Consider the following 13,872-nt stretch of genomic DNA (forward strand, 5'->3'; position numbering starts at 1 on the left):
GTCTCGGAGTTGACCGTGCGTTTTTCGGGGCCGGGAAGGTAGCCTTTCAGCCGGTAAGTAAGCGCTTCCCGAGGGCCGGATTTCCCAGCGTCATGGACGGTGTCAATTCAGGTCATTGTCTGAATAGCGCGAGATGTGCCAAACAGACCCCACTCAGTAGAATTTGACAATGCAATTCTGAACTCCGCGAAAGGGCCACAGACACACAATTCAAGTTTTCTGTGTGATACGCTCCTGCCGCATGGTGACGAGCCATCCTGACGCGGAGGAGTTCATCTCCGCACCCTCTGACCTCGATTACCAAAGGTTCCATCAACGGTGTGGCAAGCAGTTAGCACACATCCCCGTAGTGGTCCCTCGTAGGGTATCCCCTCTTGCCACCTCGTGTTTCGGTACTGTTCTTACAGCACGTCAGAGAACTACGTGTTTAGACTAACGTACTCCAAAGGCGGCCCTCATCGGATAGGAACACAGAGTTCAAACAACGAGGTTTGAACCCCGTAGTAGTAACCCCCCTGTGGTCCCCCCATGAGTGACCATCCGAGGAACGAGTGAATACCCTCAGTTCCCCCTGATGGGTTTCCATTCGTTGACCCCACCTCCTATAACGACGTTCAAACACGCTTTCACAACGATTACACACTCCGGCGAGATGGTGATAGTCCGACCGAGTCGGCCACTAAAAGGTCCCATTTGGTCGCCACCCTACACACGGGGGGAGCCACACTACCAGAATCGGATTTAAGGCGTCTGACGGTCGCCTCAAGCAATTTGAGCAGATAGTGAGTGGGTTGTATCATTTTGTGAAAAAGAATCGCTCTCGTGGGTTCACAGGGCTTCAGTGTTTCTCGATTGGAGACGGTCAGCGAAGTACAAGACTTACGGCAACTACAATTTGTCATAAACGCATAAATTCGGTTTTTAACTTTAATTACAACAATGCGAATCCAGACCGGTTCGCCCCCTAACTACCCTCTTTCGGTGGTTCTGATTCTGTCATCGGTTGTTACACCCACATACGGACAAAGTCGTGATTGATAGTAAGCGCGGTCGCGTACTACGTACAGAAATAACTGGAATTTCGGGCGTAAGTGTGTGGCCACTTCTAACCGAGGGAAGGACGAAGGCAAAGAGTCGTTGCTCGAATTTAATGCGGACGGCGAGACATCCAATCCGGGGGTCTCCGACCCTCGGTTGTGTCCCGCCGTATCCGGTAGGACGAACGGAGGATAGGTGCGTGGATTCCCATGTACCCGTCCGTCGTTTCAGAACGAGTTCTCAGTCACTCATCGGTGAGCAGTAGGCTTCGCGCTCGTGCTGCGGTCTCGGGATGGCCCTCTGCCAGCAACTCTGCGATGAGGCGGTACACCCGTTCGACCGGGATGCTCTCCTCGTAGGGCCAGTTCCCCGCCGAAGACGGTATCCGGCCCTCAACGACGGCGACGACGTTCTCGGCCTCATCGAGTTCGACCACGGGGAAGTCCCCCGGCTCGTGGACCTCGGAGGCGTTGGCAGGGTGGTTCTTCCGGCCTTCTACCTGCCCTAAGTGAATCAGCACCCCGTTCTTACCCTTGAACGGCTTTCCGCAGTACGGACAGAGCCGAGCGACCGACTCGGTCTTCCGCTCCTCGGGGTAGTTGACTTCGACCTCTTGCGTCCCCACTTCCTCCAGATTCTCGAAGTCGAGATGTTCGGGGACCTCCCCCTGTGGACCGTGACCGTTTCCGGCGCTCCGAAGGACGTGAAGGTGCATCCCGCGACTCAACTTCTCGGCCTCACAGCCGTCCACGGGGCACTTGACGACTCTCTCCGCGTTTCGGTGGGGCTTCGTCGGCGGCGTCATCGGATGTTACCCCATCCTGTCGAGGGCGCTTCGGCGGTCCTCGACGGGAACTTGGTCGTACTTCATCGTCGTCATCGGGTTCTTGTGTCGGAGTTGGGCTTTCGCGGCGGCAAGGTCCCGCTCCTTGGTCATGTACGTCCCGACCGAGTGGCGAATCGTGTACCACGACATCTTCCGGTTCGCCGTCTCGATGCCCGCTTGGTCGCAGAGCCGGTGAAGGAGTCTCCGAAGACTGCTGGAGCCGTGAGGGTTGCCGTGGCTCGTCAGCCAGAGCGTGTCGGTGTCCTCGTACCGTACGTACTGCTCGCGCTCCTCAAGCCAGCGAGACAGCGCCGTCGCAGTTCGCTCCGTCAGGCTGACCGTCCAATTTCCCTCGTTCTTCGAGGACTCGTCTTTCGGGATACGGAGAACGCCGTTCCTCGTGTCCACCCACCCCGTTCGCGCGTTGCGGACCTCGTTAGGACGGAGACCGGCGTCGAGACTGGTCCAAACGAGCGAAGTGACCTCCCACCCGTTCACCTCGTCCCAGTCCTCGCGCGTCACCTCGTCGTACGGCTTCCCGAGCGCGTTCGAGATGTAGAGTTTCCACCCGTTCCGTTCCTCCGCGGTGAGGGAGTCGTAGGCGGGGATGTTCCCCTCGTTGAGGGCCGCCTGTCGGATGGCGCGGCGTTCATCGCGCGTGAGGAAGTCCTGCGGCTGGTGGTTGCCGCCGGAGCCGTCGAAGGTGTACTCGAACTCCCACTCGTCGTAGCCGTACTCGTGGTGGAGCCACTTCGAGAGGTGCTGGAGGCCTTCTTGCGCCTTCCCCTTCATCACCTGACTCTGGTCGGAGAACGCCAACCAGTCCATGTAGGCGGCGGCGTCATCGGATTGCGGCGGGTACGTGTACTCGTTCTTCTGCTCCCAGAGCCACACGTCGAAGCGCGCGGTTCGGTACGCCGTCGAGTAAACGGTGTACGGCGAGTACCCTTCGGCCTTCTCTGGGTGCTTTCCAACCTTCAACAGCCATGACAAGAATCGGACTCTCCTGTCTTTGTAGTCCACGAGTTGCTTCTCGTTCAGTACGCCGTCGTGCGATTTTGGTACTACCGAGATGGGGCGTTCGGTGTCCAACTCCCCGTTGGTGAAAACGTTACAGCGCGAGAGCGTGATTGGCAGGTCTTCCATGTAGGGTCTCCTGCCGAAGTGAAAATCGCAAGACGCGGCGAAGCCGCGGATGCGCGGGACAGGATTCGAACCTGCGGAGGTCTACACCACAGCGTCCTAAGCGCTGCGCCTTTGGCCACTTGGCTACCCGCGCGCAATCGGACGACGCTCGCCCTTCGACCGCACATTTCCCGCACCGCCATATAAACGTCACGAGCGCCCGCCGCGGGGATTATGCCCCCGCGGCCGCAACGACGACCATGTACAGCGCCCGAGACCAGCGAGACAACCGGGAGTGGCTGGCCCGCATCGACGCCGCCGCCGACGGCCTCGAACTCGGCAGCGAGGCCCGCTCGTACGCCTCGGACATGTTTCTCACACAGTTGCCCGACGAGGAGCGCTCCAAACAAGCCGTCGCCGCCGCCAGCCTCTACGCCGGCGCGCTCATCGCCGGCGAGGAGCGCTCGCAGACCGCCGTCGCCGAGTCGATGGACGTGTCGCGGCTCAGCATCCAACAGCGCTGGAAGGACCTCCTCCGGGAGGCCGGATTCCGACCGCCGAACTGGTAGTTCGGAGACGCTCACTCCGAGGAGCGCACGGGGGCCACCCAACGAGTCAGGACCGCGTAGGTCACCGCGACGGCGAGGACGCCGGCGACGACGCCGGCCGGGATGCCGACGAAAAGCGAGAAGAATATCCACCGCGAGGCCAGTTCGGTGACGGCGATACCGACGACGAGCGCGGCGACGACCCCGACGGCGAAGCTGGCGAAAAGCGGGTGTCGCATGGGGGAGCGTACGACCGTGACAGTGAAAACTATTCGTCGCTCGGAGGCGTCCGACCGCGGCCCTCGCGGTCGGGCGTGAGGTTGCCGTGGCGGTCGATTTCGCCGGAGACGATGCGCGTCGATGAGATGCGCGTTCCGTCCTCGGCGGGGACGTGTTCGACGACCTCGATACGGAGGGGTTTGAGGCCCTTTTCTTCGCGAATCTCGTTGACGCGCTCGCCCCCACCCCGCGTCTCGGGCGAGACGATGAGCACGTCGAAGCCTTCCTCGGTCGCGATGCCGGTCGGTTTGTCGAGTTCGCGGACCTCGAACTCGCGGTCGTACTCCTCGGCGAGCGGTTGGAGTTCGGCTTCGAGGTCGGCCTTGCGGTCGTCGAAGGGCCGGACGTAGCGGTCGACGTGTCGCGTCTTCGGCGCGAGTTCGTCGCTCGTGAGTCCGACCGTGACAGCACCCAATTCGAACGCCCGCTCGAACAGCGCGAGATGTCCATCGTGGACAGGGTCGAACGTCCCGCCCAACGCGACGTGCATACTCTCGGGGTGGGTACGGCGCGACTTAAGCGGGTCGGGTTAGCCTAACGGCCCAACGCCCGCGGCCAGCGGGGGCTCCGAGGGTGCGCGAATCGCCGCACAGTCGGGACGCCGCGCTACTCCTCGCGGACCGTAATCGTGACCGGTTCGGTCTCGTCGGAGCGGTCGGTGCCGAGGTGTCGGTCGAGGTTGAACACGGCGTTCAACTGCTCTTGTACCTGCCCGGAGACGCCCTTCACGAGGTCGCTCGGCGCGATAGCGACGTACTCGTAGGGGTTGTTACCCGCCCCGGAACTCTTCCGCTTGCGGCGCTCGACCGTCTCGTCGTCCGCGAGTTCGGCCAGCGCCTCCCGAACCGTGCTCGGATAGAGGCCGGTCCCCTCGGCGACTTCCTCGCTCGTCGAATGAGGGTGCTGTCGGAGATGGACGTAGATTCGCGCGCGGGTCTCGGTGTCGAGAAGCCACGCGAGCAGGTCCACCAACCCGTCGTCGAACTCGGAGACGGCGCAGTCGGCCGCGCCGCCCGAGTGGTCTTCGTCCGTCGACTCCGCGCTCCCCTCTGTGCTCTGGTCCGCAGACATTTGTGCTACGGCAAAGGTCAAAACTGGGGCGCTAAAAAATGTTTCCTGTCGCGCGTCGGCGTGCGACTCAGTCCAGCGTCAGGTGTTCGCACAGACCGTCGAGCCCGGATTCCTCGTGAATCCGCCGCTGGACGGCGGTTCCGGAGTCGGCGTCGAGAAGCGACCGAAGACCGTCGACGCCGAGGCGGTCGGACTCGGTTTCGACGAACGAATCGAGGCTCACGACGCCCTCGGAGTCGGGGGCGATGAAGTCCGTGTCCCGGCCGTAGCGGGTCGCGCGCCACTTGTTCTCGTCGAGGAGTTCCCGGCGGACCGACGTTCCCGACTCGCCGGCCTCGTAGCGGTCAGCGAGGTCCAACACGAGCGCGTGGACGTACTCGACGAAGTCGGCGACGCGTTCGGGGTCGGTCTGGGCGTCGGGGGTGCGGATTTCGACCGTCCCGTGGCCGGTGTGGGGGCGCACGTCGTACCAGAGTTCGCCCCGGTCGTCTATCGAGCCGTACTCGACCATTCGGCGCTCGAAGCGCTGGAAGTCCTCGAAGTCGTCGAAGGCGGTCGGCATGCCGGTGTTCGGGAGGTTCTCGAACACCTTGGCACGGGCGGAGGCGAGGCCGGTGTCGAAGCCGTTCCAGAAGGGTGAGTTCGCAGAGAGCGCGAGGAGCGGCGCGAGATACCAGCGGAGTTCGTTGGCGACCCAGACGGCCTTGTCCGCGTCGTCGACGCCGACGTGGACGTGGAGGCCGGCGGTCGTGTTCCGGTGTTGCGGGTACTGAATCCGGTCGAGCTGCGCCTGATACCGGGGTTTGGTCGCGTGGTCGAGTTCGCGCCACTTGGCGGCGGGGTGGAGCCCGGCCGCGGCGATGCGGTAGCCGTGGTCCGCGGCGTGGGCGACGAGCGCCTCGCGGACCGTCTCGACGGCCGCGCTGGCCTCGTCGGGGTTCTCGATGAGCGGCGTCTGCGTCTCGATAGTGAACTGGAACAGCTCGTGGTCGAGCCGTCCCGCGAGCGGTTCGGGAGGCTCCGGTCCGTAGACTAAGTCGTCGATACCCGACGTGGGGCGGCCGTCGGCATCGACGATGTAGAATTCCTCTTCGACGCCGAGCGTCCCCATTCGGTCGAAGGCATCCGCCGACCCTAGTTCCATCGCAACGGCGTAAGTTGCGCCGAATTAAAAACACCGTGGGAGCCGGCGAACGCGTCGCACGACCGCCGCCGGTCGAATCCGACGACGTGACAGCGACCGAATGGTTCCGCGGACGCCCAACACCGGCTGCGACCCCCGCGATTCGGGGAGCCAGCCGGCGGCGGCGACCTACTTCGGCCGGGCGACGATACCGAGGTGGTCCGCGTGGAAGCGGTCGAGACGGGCGGTTTCGAGGAGTTCGTAGGCTGAGTCGAGTTCAGCGACCACGTCGTCGAACACGTCGTCCGGCTCCGCAGTCACGTCCTCGCTGCGCGCCTTGACGGCCATCAGGAGTCGGCCGTCGTCCGCGAGGAACTGTCGGTTGCGGACGGCGACGGCCGCCTGCCCGCGGGTCGCCACGTCCATAACGAGGCAATCGATGCCGGCTTCGACGACGTGCGCGTAGGAGTCGGGGTCGCGCGCGTCCTTCAGAAGCGGAAAGAGGTTGTCGCGGTCCTCGGCGACGCCGACGAGGTCGCGGACGGGTCGCGGCGCGAACTCCACGGCGTAAGTCGGCCCGGCGAAGTCAGCGACGTGCGAGACGGTCGTCCCCGAGGCGGCCCCGAGGTAGAGCACCGACTCGCCGCCGACGAGGCCGGTGTCCATACCGAGTTCGAGCATCGCGCCGAGCTTCGAGCGCCCGGCGTCCCACGCGCGCCAGCCGTCGGCATCGACGGGTTCGCCGTAGACCCGTTCGCCCCGCGTCGAGAGGCGCTCGCGGCCGCCGAACGTCCGGCGTTCGACGCCGTCGGGAAGGACGGCACCGGCGTCGGCCGCGGAACTGTCGTCGCTCATTCGTCGGCCTCCTCGTCGGCGCGGGCGCGAATCGTCGCCATCCGGTCGGCGAGTTCGGCGTGCAGGTCCGGCCGGTAGTCGCCCGAGTAGTGGTCGATGCGCGCGGCGATGGAGAGCTTCCCGGCGAACGCGCGGGCGGCCGACCCGCGGTCCTGCGGGCGCGTCCCACGGACGTACTCGTGGGTGAAGATGACGCCGTGTTTGGGCGACGTGGCGCGGCCCTTCAGGTGGGCGAACAGGGCGTCTTCGGCCCCGAGCACTTGGACCGTGCCGCTCGGCTTCTTGGCGAGGTTTTCGAGGCCACCCGCCAGCGCGATGAGCCGCGCCGCGAGGACCGGCCCGGCCATCTCGGCGAGGTTCGGCGCGGTCGTGGGCGCGCGCTCCTCGATGAACGCCCGGAGGTCGTCGCGCTCGTCGAGCAGGTCCACCGCGCGGGTGGCGTAGGAGACGACGCGCTCTTCGGCGGCGGTCTTCGGCTCGCGGGCGGCGATATCGCGGACGCCGTCGAGGCCGCGCGGAACCTCCTCGTAGAGCGTGCCGGCCCACTCGACGACCCGCTCAGCGAGTTCGTTCGCGGTCCGTTCGGCGTCGTCCATCGCGCGCACGGCGTGGGCGAGCTGCACGTCGTCGGCGCGCTCGCGCTCCGCGACGGCCTCGCTGGCGGCGGCGAGCGTCGCCGAGCGAAGCTTGGCGTAGTAGTCGGTGTCGTCGGCGGCGAACCCGGCGTCGACGGCCTCGGCCGGCCAGTCGGCGGGGGCGGAGGCGCTGCCCGTTCGGACTCGCGTCGCCCCGGATTCGGGGTCGTCGGGGTCCGCGCCGGCGAACCATGCGTCTGTCATACTGGCGGATTGCGCCCCGTTCGGGTAAAAAGACACGGACCCGCGGGCGCGGGGCGCCGTCCGGTCGTTCTGTGGTAACTTTTAACACAGCATGTCTCGTACGAATGGTCGATGGAACGCGCTTCGTACGTCTGTCGTGAGTGTCAAACGACCGTGAGCGCCGCGTCGTACCGTTCGACCTGCCCCGAGTGCAGCGGCGAACTGCGGCCCACGTCGATGACGAGTCGCCGGCGCGCCGGAGATTGAATGGCGCGCGCGGGTCGTCCGACCCGACCGCCGTCCGCTCGCTCGCAGTCACGACCGACGACCTCGTGACCGCCCTGGAGGCGAACCGCCGAGGCAACGACCACGTCGTCCTCCGGGTCACCCCGCCGTTCTACGGGCGGATGCGGGCGCGCATTCACCGCACCGGCGGCGAGGCCTCGGACTACGCCGACCCCGAGCCGATACACCTCCAGCCGCGGGTCTTCGTCGCTGACGACGCCCCCGCGTTCCCCGAACCCGACGAGACGCGACCGGACCCGTACGAGGTCGAAGCCCACCACGAGCGCCACACGGAGGCGGTTCGAGCGTGGCGCTCGGCGGTCCGCGACCACCTCCGCGAGACGGTCGCGCTCCCGACGGGCGACGGTCCCCACGAAGTCGAGGTCAAATACCTCGGCTGAGCGAACCACTTTTTCCCCGCGGGGGACACCGTAGCGACATGAGCACCGACGAGTACCGCCGCGGGACGGCGGTCGAGCGCGAGCGGCAGCGGAAACAGCGCCCGGCGCGCGGCCGCTACCGCGGGGTGTTGCCGGTCATCTACGCCATCGGCGTCGTCATGTTCACCGTCGTCTCGCTGTACATCGGGCCGGAACCGGCGTTCGCGGTCTACCTCGTCACCCACGTCTTCTACGCGGGGCTGATTCGCGCCGATATCAGGTCGCTCCGCGGACAGGGCATCGACTGGGGCGCATCCCGTCATCTCTGGTTCGGCGCGGCGTTCGCGCTCCCGTTCGTCGCGCCCGCCTACTACGTCCACAGCGGCCGCGTGATTCGCCGCGAGAACGAGTCGCGGGACCTCGACGGCTGAGGCGAAACCCGCAGCGTTCGACGCCGGCCGCACCGCGCACCGCGCCGAAGACCGACCCGTCCGGCCACCGAACTTATGCCGGGAGCGGGGAAATGGCGGGGCAATGAGTTCCAGACGCGTAGTCGCGGTGCTCGCGCTCGCCGCACTCGTGCTCACGAGCGGTTGTATCGGCTTTCTGACCGGCGAGGAGACGCTGACGTTCGAATCCGAGCCGGCCACGGCGGACGCGACCGTCGCCGGGAACGCCGGCTACGAGACGAACGGGACCGAGACGTTCGCGGTGAACCGCACGCTCTCGTTCGGCGGACAGGAGCGTCAAATCGCCGCCAGCAACCATATCACGACGTACGAGAAGACGCTTGACCTCGGCTTCTTCGGTGAGGCCAAACTCGGTTCGTTCAGCGTCATCTCGACGCCCGCGGTCGAAGTCGCCGGCCAGCCGCGGAGCCCCATCGGCGACTACTCGAACGACGACCTCATCCGCCTCGTCGACAACCGGTATCAGGGCCTCAGCGACGTCGACCAAGTCAGTTCGCGGAACGTCCAGATGCTCGGACAGACGGCCAACGTCACGAAGTACAGCGCCACCGCGCGGTTCGGCGGGGACGAAGTCGACGTGTACGTCCACGTGACGAAGGTCCAGCACAACGAGGACTTCGTCGTCGCAATCGGGCTGTACCCCCAACAGCTCGACGGCGAGGAGGAGAACGTCTTGGAACTGATTCGCTCGGTCGAACACCCGTCCGAAGCGTAGTTCGCTCGGGCAAGTCGCCTCGGGGGAGCCTTTTTCTCGTCGCCGCGGGTCGGTGGTTCCATGACTCGCGTACGGACCGCAGGTATCGCGGTGACGGCGCTCGGCGTCGTCGGCTACGGCGTCGGGACCCTCGTCGCCTATCCGGGGCGGGCGTTCTCGGTGACGGCCGTCATGGTCGGCATCACGCTCTGGGCCATCGGGGGTGACGTGCGGTGATTTCGGCGCTCGTCTACCGCGACGACGGCGCGTCGGCCTACGAGGAGACCGCGCTGGACGCGGCGCGCGACGCCGACGGGACGACGTGGGTTCGCGCGACGACCGGCGAGGAGTTCGACCGCGTCGCCGAGGCGTTCGGCATCCACTCGCTTTCGGTCGAGGACGTGCGGAACGACGCCCGCCCGAAGACCGAGGAGTACGACGAGTACACGTTCGTCCTCGTCCGAATGGCGACGCTCCGCGCCGGCGAGCAGGTGTTCGAAGAGGAGGTCCAGACCAGACCCGTGGGGCTCTGCTTCGGCGACGACTGGCTCGTGACGCTGACGCGCCGGGAGTTGGAACCGATAAACTACGTGTGGAACGCCATCGAACGCGAAGAGCCGCGGATGCTCCGGTTCGGGCCGGACTACGTGGGCTATCGCGTCATCGACCGCATCGTCGACGAGTACTTCGGGCTGTTGGACGAGGTCGGCGGGGAAATCGAGGTCATCGAGGACAGCATCTTCGAGGGGCCCGACCCGGAGGTGCTCGAAGAGCTGAACGCGGTCCGGCGCGACCTGCTGTCGTTCCGAAAGACGGTGTGGCCGACGCGCGAGGCCGTCGGGGTGCTCGCCCGCGGCGACCCCGACTACGTCCGCGAGGCGACGGAGAAGTACTACCGCGACGTGTACGACCACCTCGTCGAGTTGGTCGACCTGACGGAGACGTACCGCGACCTCGCGCGCGGCGCGCGGGACATCTACCTCAACACCCTCTCGCAGTCGACGAACGAGGTGATGAAGACGCTCACCGTCGTCGCGACCGTCATCCTCCCGCTCACGCTCGTCGTCGGCATCTACGGCATGAACTTCGACCCCGGCGCGTCGGCGTTCAACATGCCCGAACTCGGCTGGGCCTACGGCTACCCGGCGACGATGCTCGGGATGGCGCTCGTCTCCGTGGTCCTCCTCGTCTACTTCCGCCGGGAACACTGGCTCTGAGCGACGAAAGAGCTATACTATCCGATTAATCGCGTTGAACCCCGATTCCCGTCGACGAGATGACGACAAAGCGGCTACATCGTGCGATTCACCCGCACGGGGGGCGGCGAAATCTTTATAAGTATTTCGAACTTACTGTTGGTAAGGCCAGTCCAAGCCGGATTATTCTTTCGTCTTCTGAGGTCTTCCCGGCCGAGACGTATCCGCGCCTTCCACCCCACCATGAGCGACACGATAACCACCCGAACGTACAGTACCGACGCAAAGAGCAGGGACGTCCGCCCCCGCGAGTCAGAGCGAGCCGAAACGCAGCAGGACGAAACGCAGGTCTGCCCCGAGTGCAGCGGCCACCTCGTCACCGACGAGGAACACGGCGAGACCATCTGCGAAGACTGCGGCCTCGTCGTCGAGGACACCGTGGTCGACCGCGGCCCCGAGTGGCGCGCGTTCGACTCCGCCGAGCGCGACAGCAAGTCCCGCGTCGGCGCGCCGACGACGAAGATGATGCACGACAAGGGGCTGTCGACCAACATCGGCTGGCAGAACAAAGACGCCTACGGCAAGTCCCTCTCGCCGCGGCAGCGCGAGCAGATGCAGCGGCTCCGCACGTGGAACGAGCGGTTCCGCACCCGCGACTCCAAGGAGCGCAACCTCAAGCAGGCGCTCGGTGAAATCGACCGCATGGCCTCGGCGCTCGGTCTCCCCGAGAACGTCCGCGAGACCGCCTCGGTCATCTACCGCCGCGCGCTTAACGACGACCTGCTCCCGGGCCGTTCCATCGAGGGCGTCGCCACCTCGGCGCTGTACGCGTCGGCGCGGATGGCGGGCACGCCCCGCTCGCTCGACGAACTGGAGAAGGTCTCCCGCGTCGACAAGATGGAGCTGACCCGGACGTACCGCTACATCGTCCGCGAGCTGAAGCTCGAAATCAAGCCCGCCGACCCCGAGCAGTACGTCCCGCGGTTCGCCAGCGAACTCGGCCTCTCCGACGAGGCCGAGCGACAGGCCCGCCAGCTCCTCCGCGACGCGAAGGAGACCGGCATCCACTCGGGCAAGTCGCCGGTCGGCCTCGCCGCCGCCGCCGTCTACGCCGCCGCCCTCCTCACCAACGAGAAGGTAACCCAAAGCGAGGTCTCGACGGTCGCGGACATCTCCGAGGTCACCATCCGCAACCGGTACAAGGAGCTGCTCGAAGTCCAAGACGGCACCCTGCTCGCGTAAGCCATCGGTGGGCGCGCGGCGCATCGTGAGCCGTGCTTTTTCTCGGTCGTGCTATCTCGTAACAACATTTATCCGCGCTCCCGGAGCATATACCGGGTATGGTTGAAGCGTTCGTCCGCCTGTTGTGCCCCGAATGTGGAAAGGACTGGGAGACGAATCCGACCGAACTCCCCGCTCACCGCGACAACTACTCGTGTCAGGGCTGTGGCGCGACGCGGCGCACGGCCGAGTTCATGCGGACGGAGCGCGACCTCCAGACGCTCAAGCAGTTCGAGTAGCGAGAGAACAGAACGCCCCTCTCTCGGACGGGGCTGTCCCCGCCGGACGTTCGTTTTTACAGATCGGGAATCGCTGAGAGCGCGCCGCACGCGTCGCACTTCAGCACGTCGGCACCCTGCTGGGTGGTGAGCTTCGTGTCGGGAGACCCGCACTCGCTGCACAGCACGAACGACTCGACGTACTCGTCGAGCGCGTCGGCGATGCGGCGCTGGCGGAACTCGCCGGTGAAGCGCGCGCGGCCGCGGTCGTCGATTCGGGCGCTCGTGCCCAACTCCGTCTGGAAGAACTTCAGGACGTGCGTCGCCTCGCGGGCGACCCGGTCGTGGGTCGCCGCGAAGTTCTCGTAGACCGTGACGTTCCCCTCTTGGCGGACCGTCGGCTCCGGGACGCTGAAGCGGTCGTCGCCCTCCGCGACATCCGGGGACGCCGAGAGCGCGCGGTCCAGTTGGTCGTCGTAGTCCATGCGCGACAGTACGCGCGCGCCGGGGTAAAATTCTCACGACCCCCCGACGCGCGCGACCGGCGCTCGGCGCGCGGGCTACATAGCTATATAAACCACTCGTGATATTCGGCCGTCGTTCACTAGCGACCGGGCGAAACAACAAACCAATTGAAAACGGTCGAACACGAAATTTCCGCTGAGACCCCCATAATCGGCGGTTTAAGGGAGTCGGATGCTAACGTGACTCAAGATAATACTATATCCCTCCGGTCTCAAGCCGTGGTTGCTCATGAAGAAGCAGGAACTCATCCACCTGCACGGTCTGCTCGCAGAAGTCCACACCCAGATTGAGGCCTGGGAGGACGAGGAAATCAGTCTCGTCGAGTACAACGAACTCGGCGTACGACCGACATCCATCCACAAGTCCAAGACGGACCACAAAGCAGCCGTGTTTAAACTGGCGAAAGGAATCACCGGAGCGATGCGCGAGGCCGAACCAGAGCCGCTCGCACCGCAAGCCGACTGAACCGAGAAAAGAAACGCGTTCTCCTCTACGACCCTACACCCGAGAGCGACCGCGCCGTGCTCTCCCGCGCGACGACGCTCCCGAGCGACTGCCGTGCCGAGTGTGAGTGAGTTCCGCACGCGAGCAGAAACTGTGAACGGGACTGAGGCGTCGCCGCAGCGACGGCGGTAGAACCGACGCCTCAGCGGCCGTCGACGAGGTCGTCGAAGTCGACGAGCGTTTCGTCGGGGTCAGACGCGCCGGTTTCGGTTCGGGTGTCGCCCTCGCCATCGGTCTCGACCGACTCGTCGTCGACGCGGTCGACGGACAGCACTTTCAGCGGGATGTCTTCGAGGCGTTGGCCGATTTCCTTGCGCGCGATGCGCGAGGCGTGTTCCTCCTGTTCGACGTTGAAGACGGTCATCTCCAGTTCGAGGGCGACGAGCGCCTCGTCCGCGGCGATAAACGCGGGGGGAAGCTCCTCGCCGCCGGGCGAGGTGCGCGCGCCCATGCTAATCTCGACGTACTTCAGGTCGGGGTTGAGCATCTCCCCGGTCTTCGAGATGGCGATACGAATCGCCTCGTCGACGGTCTCCACGTCGTACACCGGGACCGCGGCCTCGACGACGACTCTGCAGTCCATGGGTACGAGGAGGTTGTGTGCCGAAGGCTATCAACCTTCTTGCCACCCCGTCT

At 65.3% G+C, this 13,872-nt stretch carries 20 protein-coding genes and 1 tRNA gene; 10 read left to right on the top strand and 11 right to left on the bottom strand.

Translation table 11 applies throughout. The features are described 5' to 3' along the window. Positions 1 to 1,282: 1,282 nt before the first annotated feature. The 3 genes from C458_RS07440 to C458_RS07450 all read right to left on the bottom strand — a co-directional run bounded on the left by C458_RS07440 (position 1,283) and on the right by C458_RS07450 (position 3,143). Positions 1,283 to 1,753: a hypothetical protein gene (locus tag C458_RS07440; protein ID WP_239638768.1), complete on the bottom strand. Its 471-nt coding sequence runs from the start codon at positions 1,751 to 1,753 to the stop codon at positions 1,283 to 1,285. Positions 1,754 to 1,849: 96 nt separating this feature from the next. Then, positions 1,850 to 3,010 (bottom strand): site-specific integrase, encoded by a 1,161-nt coding sequence (locus C458_RS07445; protein ID WP_008574509.1) that lies wholly within the window; start codon positions 3,008 to 3,010, stop codon positions 1,850 to 1,852. A 50-nt stretch (positions 3,011 to 3,060) separates the two neighbouring features. Continuing rightward, a tRNA-Leu gene (locus C458_RS07450) sits at positions 3,061 to 3,143 on the bottom strand. A 106-nt stretch (positions 3,144 to 3,249) separates the two neighbouring features. On the opposite strand from C458_RS07450, the gene C458_RS07455 reads away from it, so the two are divergent. Then, positions 3,250 to 3,558, top strand: a complete 309-nt coding sequence (locus tag C458_RS07455; RefSeq protein WP_008574510.1) for a transcription factor tfiib repeat-containing protein — start codon at positions 3,250 to 3,252, stop codon at positions 3,556 to 3,558. 11 nt (positions 3,559 to 3,569) lie between these two features. On the opposite strand, the gene C458_RS07460 is transcribed toward C458_RS07455, so the two are convergent. From C458_RS07460 to C458_RS07485, 6 genes are all read right to left on the bottom strand, one after another. Next, positions 3,570 to 3,776 carry a hypothetical protein gene (locus tag C458_RS07460; RefSeq protein WP_008574511.1) on the bottom strand — a complete coding sequence of 69 codons (207 nt, stop codon included), beginning with the start codon at positions 3,774 to 3,776 and terminating at the stop codon, positions 3,570 to 3,572. A gap of 29 nt (positions 3,777 to 3,805) precedes the next feature. After that, complete coding sequence (locus tag C458_RS07465) at positions 3,806 to 4,306, bottom strand: phosphopantetheine adenylyltransferase (RefSeq protein ID WP_008574513.1); 501 nt, start codon at positions 4,304 to 4,306, stop codon at positions 3,806 to 3,808. Between the two features lie 116 nt (positions 4,307 to 4,422). After that, on the bottom strand, positions 4,423 to 4,887 hold the full coding sequence (locus C458_RS07470; protein WP_008574515.1) for a winged helix-turn-helix domain-containing protein: 465 nt from the start codon (positions 4,885 to 4,887) through the stop codon (positions 4,423 to 4,425). Between the two features lie 67 nt (positions 4,888 to 4,954). Continuing rightward, the gene (locus C458_RS07475) at positions 4,955 to 6,031 is read right to left on the bottom strand and encodes a glutamate--cysteine ligase (RefSeq protein WP_008574517.1); all 1,077 of its coding nucleotides are present in this window, start codon (positions 6,029 to 6,031) and stop codon (positions 4,955 to 4,957) included. 168 nt (positions 6,032 to 6,199) lie between these two features. Beyond that, positions 6,200 to 6,865: a fibrillarin-like rRNA/tRNA 2'-O-methyltransferase gene (locus C458_RS07480; protein WP_008574520.1), complete on the bottom strand. Its 666-nt coding sequence runs from the start codon at positions 6,863 to 6,865 to the stop codon at positions 6,200 to 6,202. Next, on the bottom strand, positions 6,862 to 7,704 hold the full coding sequence (locus tag C458_RS07485) for an NOP5/NOP56 family protein (RefSeq protein ID WP_008574522.1): 843 nt from the start codon (positions 7,702 to 7,704) through the stop codon (positions 6,862 to 6,864). Before C458_RS07485 ends, C458_RS07480 begins: the two co-directional genes overlap by 4 nt. Positions 7,705 to 7,815: 111 nt before the next feature. Here C458_RS07485 and C458_RS18930 point away from each other — a divergent pair, with 111 nt between their 5' ends. The 8 genes from C458_RS18930 (at position 7,816) to C458_RS07515 (ending at position 12,228) form a co-directional block, all read left to right on the top strand. Next, positions 7,816 to 7,950, top strand: coding sequence for a rubrerythrin-like domain-containing protein (locus C458_RS18930; protein WP_115802679.1), 135 nt, complete (start codon positions 7,816 to 7,818; stop codon positions 7,948 to 7,950). Beyond that, the gene (locus C458_RS07490; RefSeq protein WP_008574523.1) at positions 7,947 to 8,369 is read left to right on the top strand and encodes a hypothetical protein; all 423 of its coding nucleotides are present in this window, start codon (positions 7,947 to 7,949) and stop codon (positions 8,367 to 8,369) included. Before C458_RS18930 ends, C458_RS07490 begins: the two co-directional genes overlap by 4 nt. A gap of 38 nt (positions 8,370 to 8,407) precedes the next feature. Further along, complete coding sequence (locus C458_RS07495; RefSeq protein WP_008574524.1) at positions 8,408 to 8,779, top strand: hypothetical protein; 372 nt, start codon at positions 8,408 to 8,410, stop codon at positions 8,777 to 8,779. Between the two features lie 127 nt (positions 8,780 to 8,906). Then, entirely contained in the window at positions 8,907 to 9,533 is a 627-nt protein-coding gene (locus C458_RS07500) for a DUF6517 family protein (RefSeq protein ID WP_004041563.1), read from the top strand. 60 nt (positions 9,534 to 9,593) lie between these two features. Then, entirely contained in the window at positions 9,594 to 9,749 is a 156-nt protein-coding gene (locus tag C458_RS18405; RefSeq protein WP_004063156.1) for a hypothetical protein, read from the top strand. After that, a complete protein-coding gene (gene corA, locus C458_RS07505) occupies positions 9,746 to 10,729 on the top strand; it encodes a magnesium/cobalt transporter CorA (RefSeq protein ID WP_008574526.1) in 984 nt (327 codons plus the stop codon). The genes C458_RS18405 and corA overlap by 4 nt, the downstream gene beginning before the upstream one ends. Positions 10,730 to 10,951: 222 nt before the next feature. Further along, complete coding sequence (locus tag C458_RS07510; RefSeq protein WP_008574527.1) at positions 10,952 to 11,950, top strand: transcription initiation factor IIB family protein; 999 nt, start codon at positions 10,952 to 10,954, stop codon at positions 11,948 to 11,950. A 98-nt stretch (positions 11,951 to 12,048) separates the two neighbouring features. Continuing rightward, the gene (locus C458_RS07515) at positions 12,049 to 12,228 is read left to right on the top strand and encodes a hypothetical protein (RefSeq protein ID WP_008574529.1); all 180 of its coding nucleotides are present in this window, start codon (positions 12,049 to 12,051) and stop codon (positions 12,226 to 12,228) included. A 56-nt stretch (positions 12,229 to 12,284) separates the two neighbouring features. Here the strand turns inward: C458_RS07515 and C458_RS07520 are convergent, their stop codons facing one another. Beyond that, entirely contained in the window at positions 12,285 to 12,692 is a 408-nt protein-coding gene (locus C458_RS07520; RefSeq protein ID WP_008574531.1) for a translation initiation factor IF-2 subunit beta, read from the bottom strand. Positions 12,693 to 12,960: 268 nt separating this feature from the next. Between C458_RS07520 and C458_RS07525 the strand changes: the two genes are divergently transcribed. Next, on the top strand, positions 12,961 to 13,197 hold the full coding sequence (locus C458_RS07525) for a UPF0058 family protein (RefSeq protein WP_004041569.1): 237 nt from the start codon (positions 12,961 to 12,963) through the stop codon (positions 13,195 to 13,197). Positions 13,198 to 13,378: 181 nt separating this feature from the next. On the opposite strand, the gene C458_RS07530 is transcribed toward C458_RS07525, so the two are convergent. Further along, positions 13,379 to 13,819, bottom strand: a complete 441-nt coding sequence (locus C458_RS07530; RefSeq protein WP_004063153.1) for a DUF555 domain-containing protein — start codon at positions 13,817 to 13,819, stop codon at positions 13,379 to 13,381. Positions 13,820 to 13,872 lie beyond the last annotated feature (53 nt).

This window comes from Haloferax sp. ATCC BAA-644 (assembly GCF_000336975.1).
Lineage (GTDB): Archaea > Halobacteriota > Halobacteria > Halobacteriales > Haloferacaceae > Haloferax > Haloferax volcanii.